20 protein-coding genes, 1 tRNA gene and 1 other RNA gene are annotated in these 16452 nt (G+C 34.2%); 8 read left to right on the plus strand and 14 right to left on the minus strand.

Features of this window, described 5'->3' with window-relative positions:
- Positions 1-69: 69 nt before the first annotated feature.
- From ACQH3L_RS01940 to ACQH3L_RS02000, 13 genes are all read right to left on the minus strand, one after another.
- A complete protein-coding gene (locus ACQH3L_RS01940) occupies positions 70-2184 on the minus strand; it encodes an FtsK/SpoIIIE family DNA translocase (RefSeq protein WP_010962378.1) in 2115 nt (704 codons plus the stop codon).
- Complete coding sequence (locus ACQH3L_RS01945; protein ID WP_006279515.1) at positions 2185-2463, minus strand: YggT family protein; 279 nt, start codon at positions 2461-2463, stop codon at positions 2185-2187.
- 171 nt (positions 2464-2634) lie between these two features.
- On the minus strand, positions 2635-2910 hold the full coding sequence (locus ACQH3L_RS01950) for a type II toxin-antitoxin system RelE family toxin (protein WP_007550684.1): 276 nt from the start codon (positions 2908-2910) through the stop codon (positions 2635-2637).
- On the minus strand, positions 2901-3122 hold the full coding sequence (locus tag ACQH3L_RS01955; RefSeq protein ID WP_006279415.1) for a hypothetical protein: 222 nt from the start codon (positions 3120-3122) through the stop codon (positions 2901-2903). The genes ACQH3L_RS01950 and ACQH3L_RS01955 overlap by 10 nt, the downstream gene beginning before the upstream one ends.
- Positions 3123-3205: 83 nt before the next feature.
- Positions 3206-3517: a type II toxin-antitoxin system RelE family toxin gene (locus tag ACQH3L_RS01960; protein ID WP_010962380.1), complete on the minus strand. Its 312-nt coding sequence runs from the start codon at positions 3515-3517 to the stop codon at positions 3206-3208.
- Positions 3498-3719 carry a hypothetical protein gene (locus tag ACQH3L_RS01965; RefSeq protein WP_095742622.1) on the minus strand — a complete coding sequence of 74 codons (222 nt, stop codon included), beginning with the start codon at positions 3717-3719 and terminating at the stop codon, positions 3498-3500. Before ACQH3L_RS01965 ends, ACQH3L_RS01960 begins: the two co-directional genes overlap by 20 nt.
- A gap of 102 nt (positions 3720-3821) precedes the next feature.
- Positions 3822-4127 carry a type II toxin-antitoxin system RelE family toxin gene (locus ACQH3L_RS01970; RefSeq protein ID WP_310732675.1) on the minus strand — a complete coding sequence of 102 codons (306 nt, stop codon included), beginning with the start codon at positions 4125-4127 and terminating at the stop codon, positions 3822-3824.
- Positions 4096-4314: a hypothetical protein gene (locus tag ACQH3L_RS01975; protein WP_006279413.1), complete on the minus strand. Its 219-nt coding sequence runs from the start codon at positions 4312-4314 to the stop codon at positions 4096-4098. The genes ACQH3L_RS01970 and ACQH3L_RS01975 overlap by 32 nt, the downstream gene beginning before the upstream one ends.
- Before the next feature lie 200 nt (positions 4315-4514).
- Positions 4515-4952, minus strand: a complete 438-nt coding sequence (locus tag ACQH3L_RS01980) for a ClpXP protease specificity-enhancing factor SspB (RefSeq protein ID WP_006279412.1) — start codon at positions 4950-4952, stop codon at positions 4515-4517.
- Between the two features lie 21 nt (positions 4953-4973).
- Positions 4974-5313: a transfer-messenger RNA gene (ssrA, locus tag ACQH3L_RS01985) on the minus strand.
- A 124-nt stretch (positions 5314-5437) separates the two neighbouring features.
- Complete coding sequence (locus ACQH3L_RS01990; RefSeq protein WP_010962383.1) at positions 5438-6028, minus strand: CvpA family protein; 591 nt, start codon at positions 6026-6028, stop codon at positions 5438-5440.
- A 57-nt stretch (positions 6029-6085) separates the two neighbouring features.
- Positions 6086-6682, minus strand: a complete 597-nt coding sequence (locus ACQH3L_RS01995; RefSeq protein WP_010082169.1) for a riboflavin synthase — start codon at positions 6680-6682, stop codon at positions 6086-6088.
- Positions 6683-6863: 181 nt separating this feature from the next.
- Positions 6864-8594, minus strand: coding sequence for a hypothetical protein (locus ACQH3L_RS02000; RefSeq protein ID WP_138264796.1), 1731 nt, complete (start codon positions 8592-8594; stop codon positions 6864-6866).
- A 146-nt stretch (positions 8595-8740) separates the two neighbouring features.
- Here ACQH3L_RS02000 and pheS point away from each other — a divergent pair, with 146 nt between their 5' ends.
- From pheS to metK, 6 genes are all read left to right on the plus strand, one after another.
- Entirely contained in the window at positions 8741-9784 is a 1044-nt protein-coding gene (gene pheS, locus ACQH3L_RS02005; protein WP_425384923.1) for a phenylalanine--tRNA ligase subunit alpha, read from the plus strand.
- The gene (gene glmU, locus ACQH3L_RS02010) at positions 9785-11077 is read left to right on the plus strand and encodes a bifunctional UDP-N-acetylglucosamine diphosphorylase/glucosamine-1-phosphate N-acetyltransferase GlmU (RefSeq protein WP_425384924.1); all 1293 of its coding nucleotides are present in this window, start codon (positions 9785-9787) and stop codon (positions 11075-11077) included.
- Between the two features lie 1020 nt (positions 11078-12097).
- A complete protein-coding gene (rplU, locus tag ACQH3L_RS02015) occupies positions 12098-12400 on the plus strand; it encodes a 50S ribosomal protein L21 (RefSeq protein WP_010082251.1) in 303 nt (100 codons plus the stop codon).
- A 10-nt stretch (positions 12401-12410) separates the two neighbouring features.
- Positions 12411-12680, plus strand: a complete 270-nt coding sequence (rpmA, locus tag ACQH3L_RS02020) for a 50S ribosomal protein L27 (protein ID WP_010082252.1) — start codon at positions 12411-12413, stop codon at positions 12678-12680.
- Positions 12681-12689: 9 nt separating this feature from the next.
- Positions 12690-12766, plus strand: a tRNA-Ile gene (locus ACQH3L_RS02025).
- A 57-nt stretch (positions 12767-12823) separates the two neighbouring features.
- The gene (gene metK, locus ACQH3L_RS02030; RefSeq protein ID WP_182282475.1) at positions 12824-13996 is read left to right on the plus strand and encodes a methionine adenosyltransferase; all 1173 of its coding nucleotides are present in this window, start codon (positions 12824-12826) and stop codon (positions 13994-13996) included.
- A 193-nt stretch (positions 13997-14189) separates the two neighbouring features.
- Here metK and ACQH3L_RS02035 read toward each other — a convergent pair.
- Positions 14190-15022 (minus strand): IS5-like element ISWpi1 family transposase gene (locus ACQH3L_RS02035; RefSeq protein ID WP_425384643.1). Its coding sequence is split into 2 segments (ribosomal slippage): positions 14190-14653 and positions 14653-15022, totalling 834 coding nucleotides; the frame shifts between segments, so codons are not numbered across the junction.
- Positions 15023-15137: 115 nt separating this feature from the next.
- On the opposite strand from ACQH3L_RS02035, the gene ACQH3L_RS02040 reads away from it, so the two are divergent.
- Positions 15138-15725 (plus strand): TenA family protein, encoded by a 588-nt coding sequence (locus ACQH3L_RS02040; protein WP_223823049.1) that lies wholly within the window; start codon positions 15138-15140, stop codon positions 15723-15725.
- A 44-nt stretch (positions 15726-15769) separates the two neighbouring features.
- Entirely contained in the window at positions 15770-16429 is a 660-nt protein-coding gene (locus ACQH3L_RS02045; protein WP_010962391.1) for a TenA family protein, read from the plus strand.
- The last annotated feature ends 23 nt before the right edge of the window (positions 16430-16452 follow it).

Genomic DNA, 16452 nt, shown 5'->3' on the forward strand with positions numbered 1-16452 from the left:
TCTTTTAATAATTTCGTTTGACTTGCTTTTTGAAAGTGCGAAAACTTAAATTAAGGTATTACAAGATTGTTATTCAACCAATATCTCTCTTTTCCCTGAGTAATTTGGAGCGCTGACAATACCTTCCTTTTCCATTCTTTCAACGATGTTTGCTGCTCTGTTATAGCCTATTCTAAGCTGCCTTTGAATGTAACTGGTTGAAACTTTTTGATCTCTTTGAATGATGGCCACTGCTTGGTTATAGAGGTCATTTTCTTCATCCTCCGTTTCATCGTGTGACTCTGTAGAAGAATTTTCATCTTCTTTAGTGATTTCCTCCATGTAGTTTGGCTCACCTTGCATTTTCAGATGATCAACTATATCTTGCACCTCATTATCACTTACAAATGGGCCGTGAACTCGAATGATCTTACCACCAGAGGCCATATAGAGCATGTCACCCATGCCGAGCAATTGTTCAGCCCCTTGTTCGCCAAGTATTGTACGGCTATCTATCTTAGAAGTAACAGCAAAACTGATTCTCGTTGGAAAGTTCGCCTTTATCACACCTGTGATCACATCCACAGATGGGCGTTGTGTTGCCATTATGATGTGTATTCCTGCAGCACGAGCCATCTGAGCTAAGCGTTGAATAGAGCACTCTATTTCTTTGCCGGCAACAAGCATCAAATCTGCCATTTCATCCACGATCACTACAATATACGGAAATGTTTCCATCTTGATTGGTATTTTTTCAAACAGAGGTTTGCCTGTTGTTGAGTTAAAGCCAATCTGCACAACGCGCTCCAATTCTATTCCACTATTCATCGCTTCTGTGATTCTTTGGTTATAGTTTATTACATTGCGCACATTTAAATAGGACATCATGCGATAGCGATTTTCCATTTCTTTCACTATCCACTTAAGAGCGACTACAGCCTTTTTTGGCTCTGTTACCACTGGCGTTATTAGATGCGGTATTGCATCATATATTGAAAGCTCAAGCATTTTTGGGTCGATCATTATCATCTTACATTCATCAGGACTTAATCGATAAACGAGTGAAAGAATCATAGTGTTAATCGCAACTGATTTACCAGACCCTGTGGTTCCAGCAACGAGCAAGTGGGGCATTTTAGTTAGATCTGCAATAACTGGTTTTCCACTTATTTCTTTGCCAAGCGCAATTGGGAGATTTAAGTTTGCATTTTGGTATTCTGGGGATTCAAGCAAATCACGCAGCATTACAATTTCCCGTTCCTTGTTCGGCAACTCTATTCCCATAGCATTTTGCCCACGAATTATTGAAATACGTGCAGAGAGTGCACTCATCGAACGTGCAATGTCATCTGCAAGGCCAATTACTCTTGCAGATTTCGTGCCAGCTTGTGGTTCAAGTTTGTACAAAGTCACAACCGGCCCATAGCATACACTGATAATTTTTCCTTGCACGCCAAAATCACTCAGGACTTGTTCCAGCAGAGATAAATTTTTATTGCTCTCCATTTCATTTAGCTGTTTTCTCTGCAAAGACTCTTCTGCTTTAGAAAGTAAATGGATACTTGGAAACTTAAACTCACTTAAAACCTCCTCGGTAGCTTTTTTCTGTCTTTCTTTTGGTTGTTGTTTAGTAGTGATTTTAGTTCTATGTTTTTCTTCTACTACTAATGGTGCAATTGAATACTCAGTAGTTTTATGTGATCTGAAGAATGGAACATTTACAAATAAGCAAGCTATTTTTTTACATAAGAAGAATAGAGAGTAAATTGTTCTCTTCCAACCAACAGATCCTACAAGACCTATTGATGTTACTATCACAAATATATAAAACGGGCAGTTATTAATTAGTGCATTCCCTATTATTCCACTGTGTCTGTACCTTGCAGTGATGCCTAGCGAAAGTTGTGGTAGTATAGCACATATCCCTAAATTGATTAATATTAAATAGAGAATTTTTAGCAGCCTTTTTGATGGCCTGAAGATCAACAAGTAAACTATGGTTGTAGCTATTGTAACACTAGTTAATCCAAGAAATTGAACCAATATATCAGCTAAATATGAACTTACTATTCCACCTAAATTTGTCACTTCCTCATTTGTAGCTGTGTTTAAGGAAGGATCTTTATAGTTATAGCTAAAAACTGATATATATATATATATTAAAAGGGATAGATATATTGCTGATTTTAGATATTTTTTTAACATCTACCTAAAGTAGTAAGCTACTGTATATTTTACAAAGTGAATTGTTATTAGCAATATCATTATAGATAAATCTAATCCGTTGAACGGTGGTATATATCTTCTAATAATCTTTAGTGGTGGATATGTCAATTGGTTCAAGATGTGCATTATGCTACTGACAGTTTCATTATATATGTTCACCATATTAAGTTTAACCAGCCAGTTTAGGACAACCCAACATATTAGAATGAAGCTATAAAGATCAAGTAACGTATTGAGTAGATATATGATTGGATGCATACATATCTATTACACGAAAGTTATATAAAAGACAAGTATTTAGCCTTTTCAAACTCAAAATGTTGTTTTTGCTGAACCAAAAAAAACTTCATTTTTTGAGCTGCGCAAAGCCACCTAAAGTAGAGAATGGACAAGGAAGGAGGGGTGTATAATATATATTAATGTTGATATTTATTTCTTATAAATATCATCTCTATGTCCTATCTCTGTGATAGTTACTATATGATCTAATTGATTTACTCTGTAAATTACACGATAGTCACCAACTCTTAGCCTTCTACATCCTTTTAAGTTATGATGTAGTGGTTCACCAAAATTTATTGGGTCAACTGTAAGACGTTCTTTTATAGCCTTTTGAACTCTTAGCCTTATTATCTTTGGAAGGTTTGGTAAATCTTTTTCAACAACACTCTTTAGAGACTTAACCTTGTAACGCTCTAATCCCACTTAATATCTTCAAAATCAACTGTTTCTGCACCTTCAACATCACGCTCATCAGAAATTTTAGATACTAAAAAATCCTCCATTTCAAGCTCAACTGCTTCTCTAAATAGTTTTCCTGCTAATTCTTGAACGGGCTGTTTAGTAAATTCAGATAATTCAGCAAGATGCTTTAAAGTTTCTTCGCTAAGAGCTATGTTAATGCCTGAATTTGCCATATGTTTTACCAAAGTCCACTAATAATTATACAACATTTTTTTTAATTTTTCAATAAAGAAAGGAGTGGTGTATAAAAATATATTTAATGTTTCAGTAGGTCCAATATTGCCTGCTTGTAAATATTGTCCCTGTGTCCTATTGAAACAATAATTACTATACGTTTTACAGTATTTACACGGTAGACAATACGATAATCATCAGCAACTTTTATTCTTCTATGTTCCTTTAATCTCTTGCGTAGCAACACACCGTTACCAATAGGATCAGTCTCAAGATACTCTTTTATTGCATCTTTAATACTTGGCTTTACATCTTCCGGCAAGGAAGGCAAATTTCTTTTAAGAACATGCTTTAGATATTTAATGGTGTATTGCTTATTTCCAGATGTCTTCACTATCCTCTACTTCTTCTGCATCATCAGAATTTAACTCCCTAATAATTTTGGAAAATGCAATATCTTCCGCTTCAAGTTCGATTGCTTCCTTGACTAGCTTTTCTGTTAATTTTTGAACAGACTGCTTGGTGGCTCTAGCTAGTTCAACAAGATGCTGCGAAGTTTCTGGGTTGAAAGTTACACTAACTTTTGAATTTACCATCAGTTTTACCAAAGTCTACTACTATAGCTATTTTACAACATTTTTTTTAATTTTTCAATAAAGGAAGGAAGGAGGGCTGTATAAAAATATATTTAATGTTTATCAAGTAGCCTTCTCATAAATGGTGTCTCTATGTCCTGCTGTAGCAACAAATACCTTATGTTTTGCAATATTTACAGTATAAATAATTCGATAATCACTAACCCTTATTCTTCTATACCCTTTTAGCCTGCCACGTAATGGTTTACCAAATTTAATTGGATCAGTTGTAAGCCGCTCGTTTATCGCTTTTGTAATCCTTGATCTTATTGTTTTTGGAAGATTTAGAAAATCTCTTTCAGTAAAGTTTTTTGAGTAGACAATATCGTATTTCAGTTTATGTCCTCTCCCTTTCAGATAGTACTGTATTCCAGTCTACATCCTCACATTCCTTAATAGTTTTATATAACGCAATATCTTCTACTTCGCACTCGATTCCTTCGATGACTAACCTTTTTGCTAGTTCTTGAACGGATTCCTTGGTGATTTCAGCTAACTTAGTAAGGTTATGTGAAGTTTTTGGGTCAAAAGTTATACTAATTCCTGAATCTGTCATATGTTTTACCAAAGTCTACTAATAATTATACAACATTTTTCTGAATTTTTCAATAAAGGAAGTTGATGATATGTAAGAAAAATTTTGCCACCTGCGTTAATGAATAATTAAAGATTTAGCATATTTATCTACCCTCTATTCTATTACTTAAGTTAGACCACTTTTTTCTATTAATATTTTTTGTTTATAAAGATGAGCAGTTACTCATCACGCAGTTGATCTATGGATATAATACTACCGTTTGATAGTTTTTCAGTACATTTTTCACTTTTGTATTCTTTATCAGAGTCGATACTGATTTTGTCAAATATTAAAACATCTCCTGAAATTTTATCACGAAACTCACTAATAGCAAAAAACGGTATAGTAATTCGCTCTTGTTTTCCTTGAAAACTCAAACTGACGCTAAATTTATCCTCAGAAACTTTTAAATCATAGAATTGATGCTGTAATATAATAAGCATTTGAGTAGGGTATGACTTTTTCAAACGATCTGGCATGGTCACACCATTAAAATATGTGAAAAATAATATTTCTAAGTGAGGGATAAAACCATTACCTGATATAACATCTAAAGTCTTTTTGATAACTTGAAACTTAGCAGAATTAAGCAGTTTTTTGTAATCTGTTTGCTCCATATAACTTTCACATACGTAAATTTTGGGGAACTTCTGTTACCCGGCGTTCCCTGAACCGTGCTTATAGCAATGAAGTTATAGTGCTTAAATTAAGCAGCTATTGCGTCGACATTGTCTTCAGCAGCAAAATTATCGTTTGCATTTAAATTATGAACTCTTAGCGGTGGTGTCTAACCGAGCAAAGCTACCATCTTTACTATGCATGTCGATCCTTATTCGTCCCCATATAAATTAAAAAACATGGTGGAGACGCCGAATACTGCCCTCGGGTCCAATACACCTATTACAAGGTAATTTTATTGCTATAGTACACAAAATGTACATAGCTATTATATAGCAACATTAAATAAATGTCAAGATATTATGACCTTAAGTTGATTTATTGCTAAAACAAAATTAATATTTCCAGTAAAAAATTCTGTGCTCTTAACCTGACACATATGGCTTTTTGAATACTCCCAATGAAAATATTTATAAATAAATATTTACTCTTCTTTTTTATTGTTTTTAGGTTTTTCTTGATCAACCATTTCTCCACCGATCTCTTTTATTTTTAGTATCAACGACTCTGGTACATACATGTCAATTACTTCTTCTGCTGTCACAAATAAAGCCTGATAAGAGTGTGAATTTATTATCCAATTAGGCAATATGTCTTCTGCTTCTATTTTATACTCTCCCTCTTTTTTGTCATATACTGTGTAGCAATATAAGTGCACAGCAAAAAATAATACATAAGAGAGCAATATTCCTTTAAGCACTCCGAGAAAGATTCCAGTAACTCTATCGATAAACCCCAACCTTATGGGTGATAATATGTACATTAGCCAGTTATTTATTATCATGAATATAAGATTAAGTATAATAAATACAGAGATTGTAGAAAGTATGTTTAGTGTAACTTTAGAATCAAAATATTTACTATAATTTGGAGCGAAAAAATCATAGTGATTAGCTGTCAGAAAGACCGATAAAAATAGAAACATTAGTGCGCATAGCTCTTTTATAAAGCCTCTAGTTACCGAGATTATTACGCATAGAACAACAATGAAGATAATTAGGCTATCGAAAAGCATGTTTTATATCTATATGGTTTTCAAGATATAATAGTTGTAAATAACAAGGTTGTAAAATTAATTGTATTTATGCTGCATCAATTGATCTAAATACCTAGCGATCATGTCAATTTCTAAATTCAAATAATCATTTACTTTGTTGTACTGAAAAGTTGTATTTTCCCATGTATAGGGGGTGATATTTACTGTAAATTCCTGATTAATAACTGAATTCACTGTGAGGGAAACCCCATCTAGTGTAACGGAGCTTTTTTTTGCAACAAATTTAATTAATTCTTGTGGGCACGATAGTTTGATTTCATGAGAATCTAAATTTTGATTAATTGTTAAAAATTTTACTATCCCATCAACATGACCCTGAACCAGGTGGCCATCGATCTTATCGCTTAATCTCATTGCTTGTTCGAGATTTATTTTTTTTCCTATTCTCCACGTATTTAAGTTAGCAACCTTCATAGTTTCTTGAGATGCTTGGACTGTAAATGTATCGCTCATTATATCAACAACAGTTAAACACACACCAGAGCAAGCTATTGAATCTCCTTTATTTATAGAGGATAAATTTTGTGTCTTGATATGGAAAATTTGATCAGAGTTGGAGTGAGTGGTAGTATCAGTTATAGTCCCGATATCCGTGATAATTCCTTTAAACATATGGTGAAAATAAATAATTTTACCATGAAAAATTTTTTACAACAACTTATTTCTATTTTGTTATAGTTAAAGTAATTCTGGTTTACCGACAATTTAAAAAACGACAAATTCGTCATCCCGCTACGTGTTAGCGGGATCTAGAGATACCGTGACGGTATGACGTAGGAAAACTGAGCCTGCACTAGCTATAGGCGCGAGAAAGGGGATCGTTTTCACTTACTTGTTCAATAGATTCTATAGAATATTCAGAATATATGAAATAAGCCAAACTCAGAACACATAATGCAGTTAATATTGGTAACCCTATGTTCAATGCTAGCCCAATACTTTCTCTTTTTTCTGGTGGCACTAATCCTTTTAACATTGACACTTTTCCTAACGGAAAATGCCATAAGCAAAGTGTTGATGCAGATGCTACTATTATAAATAGACAAAAATAAGCCTTTTTTGAGGAAAATACAGTTTTTAATGATGATTTGAGTGTAATGTTAGTAGGTGGTAGAGTTTTAGCTTCATTTGTTGCTGGTGAAAGATCTTTAATTGGTAAAGGGTTTGTAGATTTATGAGGAGTATTTTCATGTTGTGGAGAAGGTTGTTGTATATAAACACCTGAAACTAATTTAAGCAATTGCTCTTTTTTTCTATATACTTGTTTTTGTAAATATTCTTTACCTAAAAGTGAGTTACTAAGAGGTTGTGGCCTTTCGAGTATCTGTAATACTTCTGATATCTCGCCTGGCTCTAATATTGCATGTAATTGTTTATCTTGAAAGTAAACAATATTGAATACTGAGCTGAAAATATTGCAAAATGTTTCTGGATCTTGATTTTTGTATCCACTCATCACTTCAATAAATATTTTATCGAGTTTTTTCCCCCTGTGCTCAATTTGGTTATCTATCATAGCTACTCTAGCATCATTTTGTGCTTGTTTTATGGCTAATGGTTTTTCTTTCTCTGATAGTTCTTTGGTCTGCTTTTTTGACTTCTTTTTTCTGTTAGCCTTAAAATACTCTGTGTGCGAAGTAGTTTGACCTACATTCTGTTCTGCTTCTTGAGGTATTGGATTTTCTATACTACCCCCTGTCATCCGAGTAGCTTGACTACTTGGATCCATGTTTCTTTTTTCCTGGTCAAACGCTGGAATAACACCAAATGGTATATTGTTGCTCTGTATAGAAAATTTTGGCAATTGTTGGGAAAAGAATTGTGACGTATTAAAAAAATTGGGTAGACAGAAAAAAGATCTAAACCAGAAAACGTTTTCATGCATTGCAGCAACTACTATCGAAACACGTGTAACTTGTTTTCCATTATTTGTTACATCGAAGCCAAATGAGCCTGTAACTGGCACGATTTGTTTATTTTGTGCATTTTTTTGGTTAGTTTCACTCTGTTCTTTTTTGTCTTCATTTTCAGTTTTTTCTGCATGTTGTAGCTTTTCATTTAGAAATAACTCGATTTGGTACAAGTTGTCCAGGTTAATGTTTTCAACGTCTGTTTGTAGCGTTATCGTTGTGCCCTGCAGAAGGATTTGAGGCGGAGCACTATTTACGAATTCTTCTACAGTTTTATAACTGTTAGTTTTACAGTAGTTATTATATAGTTCACTGCTTTCTTTGGGCACTTTTATGTTGGCTGTAAAATTTTTTTCCCGGGAAAGGCAGATTTTGAAAAAATTAATTAAAGAGTTTATTCGAAATAATCTTATATTAAAGGTGTCTTTATCTGTTGCTGTTAGCTCAAATGAAAATTCTTGTATATTACTTTCAATACTTCTCGAGCGAATAGTACTGATCTTAATTGTTTCGCTAGAAAATGCTTTACTTATGTTTCTGGATTTTTCCTTAAAGAGCTTAGGTAAATCCTCTATTTTATACTTATTCTTAGTTTCAGTATTACTGTTGTGCATAGTTGATACAGCAAATTCATCAACGCAAAGGTAAATAAAAAAGATTAATCAGTCAATAAATTAATAATCAGAATAGGGCAATTTTTCGGATTGTTGATGATATTTAAAATTTCACTATAATGAAAGTTTAAGCCAGCGTTTTTAAGATGAATAAAGAGTTATTAGATGACATACTTTCACTTGAAGATAAAGCAGTTTCCGAAATTGAGAATGCTTCTTCTTTACAAGATTTAGAAAAAGTTAGGTTATCATATTTGGGAAAAAAGGGTGTAATTAAAGCTTATTTTGACAACTTAAAAGAGATAGAAGACGCAGGAAAAAAGCGCAATTTAGGCGAAGTTATCAACGTTTTACGTAATAAGCTAGATCAGCTTATAATGAATAAGGAGAATATACTAAAAGCCGAAGAAGTTAACTTTAAATTGCAGAACGAGGCAGTTGATATCACGTTGTCTGCGAGGCCAGAAAAAATTGGCAAGGTCCATCCACTCAGTAAGGTTCTAAATGAAGTAAAGCTTATTTTTGCACATATGGGTTTTAAGGCAGTTGATGGCCCTGACATTGAAGATGAATTTCATGTATTTGATGCACTGAATACTCCAAGTCATCATCCTGCACGAGAGGAGCAAGATACCTTCTACTTAAAGAATAAAATAGATGATAAAAGAATGGTACTGCGCACTCACACCTCATCTGTACAGATTAGAACCATGGAAAAAACAAAAAAATTCCCAATTAAAATAGTAGCCGCAGGTAGAGTATACAGAAACGACTTTGATGCAACTCACACCCCTATGTTCCATCAAATAGAGGGGTTATATGTCGATGAGAATGTCAATATGGGCCAGTTAAAATTTACTATTCATCACTTCCTTAATAAGTTCTTTGGCGATAAAGGGCTGAAGATACGTTTTCGTAATAGTTTTTTCCCTTTTACCGAGCCTTCTGCGGAAGTGGACATAAGTTATAAAGGTAGTAAATGGATAGAAGTACTGGGATGCGGTATGACGCATCCAAATGTATTTCAAAATGTTGGAATAGACTATACTAAATACAACGGTTTTGCGTTTGGCATTGGTATAGAAAGGCTTGCAATGCTAAAATATCAAATTAGCGACTTGAGGAGCTTTTATGACAACAAAATCAGCTGGCTTGATCATTACGGTTTTCATTTTTCATCTTTAAGATAAGTGATAAGTAAAACTCATACGTTCGTTATACTTGCTTCAGGGCATGGCAGGCGGATGAATTCAGATTTGCCTAAGGTCCTACACAAAATAGGCAGTTTTTCCATGCTCCAGCATGTCATTTACAATGCAAAACAGTTAAATCCTGAAAATATTGCTGTTGTAGTTGATCAGCCTTTAATTGAAAGACTAAAGTGTTTTAAGGATATACAGTTAATTACACAAGAATTAACACTTGGCACGGGAGATGCGGTCAAAACTGCGATGAGAAACCTAAGAGAATTGCCAGATTCAAGCATAGTTGTTGTGCAGTATGGGGATACTCCGCTCATAAAAAGCAGCACAATAACTAAAATGATTAGTTATTTAGAAGGCAAGGCTCTAGTTTGCCTAGGTTTTAGGACAAGCAATAAAGAATACGGTAGGTTAATTATTGAGAATGGTTCCTTAAAAGAAATCGTAGAAGCAAAGAGTGATAAAAATAATCATGAAGAATTTCTTGCAAATGCTGGAATAATGGTTGCATGTGCAAAGAATTTACGTGAATTGGTGGAGAAAATAGAGTGCAATAGCTCAACTCATGAATATTACTTGACCGATATAGTTTCCATTGCAGTGAAGAGTAATTTAAATGTCGGTTACGTTATTACCGGTGGAGAAGAAGCAACGGGAATAAATAACAGAAATGACCTTATAAAAGCTGAGTTTTACTTTCAAGAAAATAAAAGAAAAATTTTTACCGACTCCGGAGTAACGCTTGTTGCACCAGAGACTGTTTTCTTTTCTCTTGATACGCAAATTGCCAGAGATTCAGTTATTTACCCATATGTTTTTTTCGGTACTGGAGTGAAAATAGAGTCTGGTGCGAAAATACTGCCATTTTCGCATTTAGAAAACTGCTTAATTAAAAGTAATGCTGAGGTCGGTCCATTTACCAGAATACGCGGAAACACAACAATTGGTAATAAGGCAAAAATAGGAAATTTTGTGGAAGTGAAAACAAGTGAAGTTGGTCAAAACACTAGAATAAAACACTTAAGTTATATAGGAAATGCTAAAGTAGGGCAGGAGAGTAATATAGGAGCAGGCACTATTGTTTGTAATTATGATGGGAAAAATAAACATGAAACGAATATAGGGAGCAATTGCTTTGTTGGCGCCAATAGCTCACTAATTGCGCCGCTTAATATTCATGATGAATCTGTAATTGCAGCAGGTAGTGTTATAGTTGAGGATGTACCAGAAAAAAGCCTTGCAATAGCAAGAGAAAAGCAAGTAACTAAGAGAATAAAGTAGTCTAATTTAATTATGTTGTTGTGTCATTTTTAATATTAGACTTCTTGCATAACCATATAACAAACTTTTATTGGGAATAGAAACAAAAAAACTTCCTTGACAAACTCCGCCAGCCCCCTTATCATAACAGTGAAGCTATTGTATTTGCTTTCGCCAATCTGCAGATTAAAAGGTAAGGATTACTTAATGTATCGGCGTCTTATGTTTAATTTTTTGCAGTATATAGATACTGTATGTCTTTACAAAACTTCATCTACATCTAGATTTTTATCTAAATAAGCTGAACGCGCTTATAAAGCGTTACAAGACATCAAAAAATGCCAATACTCGACAGAGATAGTAAAAGACTAGCTAACTCGGGGGTCCTTTGTCTTTTTTTCTGCTTAGTAAATTTCTTAAACATTTGCAGCGTAGGTTAGTTGCAATTAAAAGCAGCTAAATTGCAGTGTTTAAGACTTAAAAAACGCCAATACTGAAAATAGACAATGACTAGGGTTTCTTTTGCCTTTTTTTTCATTTGGTAAATTCCTTAATGTTTATGGCTAAACGACAATCGTCATCACGCTGCTTGTTAGCGGGATCTATTGCTGAGATACCGCGAATGAATCGCGGTATGACGGTTCGCGGCGGTATGACGTAGGACTGCTGTCATCCCAGTGCGTGACACTGGAATCCCAAAAAAGGATGATGTCATCCTAGTGCTCCTTTTTTTGTCATCCGAGTAGCTGACACTTGGATGACATCGTCATAAAGGAACCAGTGTCAAGCTACTCGGATGACAGGAGAAGGGGCTACTTGCATGACGGTGTCGGTAAACTTAGAGCTATAATAACTATTTGCCTTTTTTCTGCTTAGGTTATGCAAGAAGTCTACTGTCTGAGAAAAGGTAGATAAAAGATGAAAACAGATAGAAGTATTTTAGTAGCTCAAAAAGAACGTTAAGTCATGCTTTTTATTTATATTGACAGCGTATATGACATCGTTTACGATTAAAGTTAATAACAATAATTTATATTTATCATGTTTGCAGTAATTGAGACTGGTGGAAAGCAATATTTAGTAAAAGAAGGTAGTATAATAAAGGTAGAGAAGTTAGAAGCTGAAGAAAAAAAAGAGGTGGAAATCAATAAGGTGATTTGTATTTCAAATAGTGGCTTATCTTATTCATCTAATGCTACTGTTAAAGCTGAAGTGTTGGAGCAGTGCAGGGGGGAAAAAATTATAATCTTTAAGAAGAAAAGAAGAAAAAATTACCGTAGGAAAACTGGTCATAGGCAGTATATAACTGTTCTTCGTATAAATGAAATTAGTCTTCAAAAGTAAGAGGTAAGATATGGCAACTAAAAAATCAGGTGGTAGTTCCTGTAATGGTAGAGATTCAGCGGGTCGTAGGTTAGGAATAAAGAAGAATGGGAAGGTTATTCCTGGTAACATAATTGTGCGCCAAAGAGGCACAAAATTCCATCCTGGAAAGAATGTTGGTATAGGTAAAGATCATACGATTTTTGCTAAAATAGAAGGCTGGGTCAGCTTTAGAAGATCAGCAAATAAAAAGACTTTTATTGATATCTTGCCTACAGATAATATGAAAGCTTCAGCTTGAATAAATCAGGGGTCTGTAGCTCAGGTGGTTAGAGCGCACGCCTGATAAGCGTGAGGTCGGAGGTTCAACTCTTCCCAGACCCACCATTTAGTAGTTACTAACTGTGTTTTCTATAGCGGTTTTGATATTGTATAAGCAAAAACATGAGTTTATATAAAAATTTAGTAACCAGTGAATCAGTGGCGGCTGGTCATCCAGATAAAGTAGCAGATCAAATTTCAGATGCAATACTTGATGAGTACCTTTTTACTGATCCTTTTGCGCGAGCTGCAATAGAGACTTTAGTCACCAAAGATAACGTTATTATAGCTGGGGAAGTGTTTGGGCCTAACATCAAAAATAGCAGGATTGAAAGTATTGTACGGAATACAATAAAAGATATTGGTTACAAGCACGATGGGTTCCACTGGAGAAAAGTGAAAGTAAATATATTGCTGCATGAGCAATCAAATGACATTGCAATAGGGTTGGATCAAGGTGCTGGAGATCAGGGCATAATGTATGGCTATGCAACAACAGAGACAGAAAACCTTATGCCGGCACCCATTTTTTATGCACACTCGATTCTGAAAAATATCATGAGCGCAGTTAAAGAAGCAAAACTTGGTCCAGATGCAAAGTCACAAATCACTTTGGCATATGAGAATAACCTCCCGGTACGTGCTGAAAGTATTATTGTCTCAATACAGCACCCTGAGGATTTGGATCAATCAAAAGTAAAAGAAATAATTTACCCTTACATAGTTTCATCTTTACCTGAAGGATGGATGTGTCCTGAGGAAAATCTCTTAGTCAATCCAACTGGTAGGTTTGTTATTGGTGGACCGGTTAGTGATTGTGGATTAACCGGACGAAAAATTATGGTTGATACTTATGGAGGTTATATTCCACACGGTGGAGGAGCGTTTTCCGGAAAAGATGCAACCAAAGTTGATAGATCTGCGGCTTATATGGCAAGATATCTTGCTAAAAATATTGTCTTTGCAGGTTTGGCTGAACGTTGTCTTGTGCAGCTTTCTTATGCAATTGGTGTATCAAAACCTACTTCATTCTATATTGATACATTTGGTGCGAATAAGGTAGAGGAAAGAGTAATTAAAAAGTTTATCGAGAATAATATAGATTTATCAACAAAAGGCATAATCAAGCATTTATCGCTTAATCATCCTATATATAAACGTACAGCCTGTTATGGACATTTTGGTAAAGAGTCAGAAAGTGACGGTGGATTTTCTTGGGAAAGCATAAACTTGTCTGCTGATCTTCGTAGAGAATTCAATATAGAAGGTAATAGTAAAATTTCTTTAGATTGCTAAAATTTTTGATTTACAGCCCCATATTTATATACTAGCTTATTGTTAAAGCATAGCACGCTTTTTCATAATAATTATACCATATTAGTAATAATTTTTATATTCAATTTTTATTGTGAGGCTTATAAAGTGTATAACGAAATAGAAGGAGAACTGTACAACGTAATTGTAAGAGGTTGTCCGGAAACTAGTAAATTCAAGCATATTCCCTCTTTAACATAACCCTACTCATAGCTAGGTATATGAAATTCTCAGTGGATGTTGTGAGTAAATCATACTCCTTCGATAGCCTTCTATTCCTATTAACCCAAGCAAAAGTCCTTTCTACAACCCATCTTCTTGGCTGTACTTTAAACCCTTGTTCTCTTGTTGGTAGTAGCTCAGGTGGCGTATCTTTGTGCACCCAAAATCTACATGGAGGCCTTTTAACAATTTCAATATCTATGTCATATTCTTCCTTTGTGTGATTCTTTAAATTTCTTCCTTGGTATCCCATGTCAGCCCACATTTTTTTAACTTTAGTATATTTTGTTCTCATATTGTTTAATGCTATTTTAATACCATCTCTATCATTTTCGTTAGCAGCGCCTACGTAACAACCTAGTATAAAACCCTGAGTGTCTGTAATTATATGCCTTTTTCTACCCTTTACTTTTTTACTTCCATCATAGCCTTTGATCCCCCCTTTTCTGTAGTCTTTACAGATTGACTATCTACTATACAGGCACTCGGCTGCTCATTCCTTCCTATTTTTCTTCTACTATATTTTGTAATTTCATAATTCATTTTCTCAAAAATTCCCTGCTTCTTCCATTGCCTGAACTGCTCATACACAGTCTTCCATAGCGGAAAATCATTTGGTAAATACCGCCATTGACACCCTGTACGCAATACATAGAAAATTGCTTCTAATATTTCTTTTTTGCTATACTTTGGCAGCCTTCCTCCTTTCTTGTATGATACTCTGAAGTGTTTTTCTATTCTTGCCCATTCCCTTTCGCTTAGATCTGTTGGATACTTTTTTCTCATCTTTACCCCGTACTAAAATTTCAGATATTATAGCCTTTTACTTGTTTCCGGACAACCTCTAAAAGAGTTTTCTGATCTTATTGATAAAATAAAAGAACACCCTTTTAATGTTGAATTGATAAATAATACATTAGATTATGAAAAATTCAAATTCTACCTTCAGCAGGATTTTCTGTATTGTATAGATTGCGCTCGTGCTTTTTTAATTGTTGCAGCTAGAGTTGATGATATTGAAATGATGAGTAGTTTAATCAATTTGGCACAAGGAGCATTTTATGTTCGAGAACAGTATAAAAAATATTTTGAAGATTGTGATCTATCTGATGATCACAAAAAGTCAAGAGCTTGTTCTGCCTTTACTGACTTTTTCATGAGTGCCGCATATCACAATTCTGTTAATGAAGCTTTAGTAGCATCTTATTCTTGCTTTAACATATACCAAATCGTTATACGCCATATGGTAAATGAGATAACAACTAAAGGGGTTAAAAATAACAAATACAAAGAGTGGATCAACATTTATAGTAGCGAAACAGTAAATGCTGTAATTGATGAGGTTACTGATATTACAAATAAGCTATATAAAAAAGCTAGTGACTGTGAAAAAAAGAGGATGTATGAGTTTTTTAAGAAAGGGCTGGAATTAGAAATAATGTTTTGGGATGAGGCATATTACTCTAATATATCTAGCAAAGAATATTAGCAGCGGATTATTTACGTTAACTTGATCTTTTATCGGTAACTACAGTGTTCAGTGGCATAATTAGGAGCTGTTACGGGTCAAATCTTTTAAAGGATATAATTGAGCATCCTTTTAATGTTGAGTTAGCGAATAACACCCTAAATATAGAGAACTTCAAATTCTATGCTCAACAAAAGACGTTGTTCTTAGGTGATTATATTCGTACCACCTTAATTACTGCATCCAAAATGGAAGATTATAGTAGTATTATCTCGCTTGCTGAAGTAGCCCAAAGAGTAGTGACTGTTAATAGAATGCTATATGACTACTACTTTACTATGTACGGTATAAGTCGCGAAAAGAAATCTCTTGAGTGTTTTAATTTCACTAATTTTCTTTTATCCATCTCGCATAGTAATACCTATGAGGCTATGACGGTTTTGTATTCTTGCATGTTTATATACGAGACTGTCGTTGATAGCATGAAAAATAGATTCAAGAAAAATAATAGATATAGGGATTGGTTTAATTTTTGTTACAGTGATTCAGTAAAGTCTGGATGCATTATTTTGGAAAATATTGTTGATGGATATTGCAGCAGAGCAAGAGAAAACGAAAAGAGCAGAATGCTTGAGTTGTTTAGAATAACTGCACAATTTGTGTTAGATTTTTTGAACGGTGCATATAATTTTTCAAGATTCAATCAATTTCCTAAGGAACATTGACAATTTTAAGCTAATTTGTATCC

The organism is Wolbachia endosymbiont (group A) of Sturmia bella (genome assembly GCF_964030905.1).
GTDB lineage: Bacteria > Pseudomonadota > Alphaproteobacteria > Rickettsiales > Anaplasmataceae > Wolbachia > Wolbachia pipientis.

What these genes read in the sequence shown, in the direction of transcription:
- ACQH3L_RS01995 (WP_010082169.1), bottom strand. Translation starts at nt 6,682, where the DNA reads ATGTTTAAAGGAATTATCACGGATATCGGGACTATAACTGATACTACC.
- pheS (WP_425384923.1), top strand. Translation starts at nt 8,741, where the DNA reads ATGAATAAAGAGTTATTAGATGACATACTTTCACTTGAAGATAAAGCA.
- ACQH3L_RS01965 (WP_095742622.1), bottom strand. Translation starts at nt 3,719, where the DNA reads ATGGTAAATTCAAAAGTTAGTGTAACTTTCAACCCAGAAACTTCGCAG.
- ACQH3L_RS02000 (WP_138264796.1), bottom strand. Translation starts at nt 8,594, where the DNA reads ATGCACAACAGTAATACTGAAACTAAGAATAAGTATAAAATAGAGGAT.
- ACQH3L_RS01945 (WP_006279515.1), bottom strand. Translation starts at nt 2,463, where the DNA reads ATGCATCCAATCATATATCTACTCAATACGTTACTTGATCTTTATAGC.
- ACQH3L_RS01980 (WP_006279412.1), bottom strand. Translation starts at nt 4,952, where the DNA reads ATGGAGCAAACAGATTACAAAAAACTGCTTAATTCTGCTAAGTTTCAA.
- metK (WP_182282475.1), top strand. Translation starts at nt 12,824, where the DNA reads ATGAGTTTATATAAAAATTTAGTAACCAGTGAATCAGTGGCGGCTGGT.
- ACQH3L_RS01955 (WP_006279415.1), bottom strand. Translation starts at nt 3,122, where the DNA reads ATGGCAAATTCAGGCATTAACATAGCTCTTAGCGAAGAAACTTTAAAG.
- ACQH3L_RS01990 (WP_010962383.1), bottom strand. Translation starts at nt 6,028, where the DNA reads ATGCTTTTCGATAGCCTAATTATCTTCATTGTTGTTCTATGCGTAATA.
- rplU (WP_010082251.1), top strand. Translation starts at nt 12,098, where the DNA reads ATGTTTGCAGTAATTGAGACTGGTGGAAAGCAATATTTAGTAAAAGAA.
- ACQH3L_RS01975 (WP_006279413.1), bottom strand. Translation starts at nt 4,314, where the DNA reads ATGACAGATTCAGGAATTAGTATAACTTTTGACCCAAAAACTTCACAT.
- ACQH3L_RS01940 (WP_010962378.1), bottom strand. Translation starts at nt 2,184, where the DNA reads ATGTTAAAAAAATATCTAAAATCAGCAATATATCTATCCCTTTTAATA.
- rpmA (WP_010082252.1), top strand. Translation starts at nt 12,411, where the DNA reads ATGGCAACTAAAAAATCAGGTGGTAGTTCCTGTAATGGTAGAGATTCA.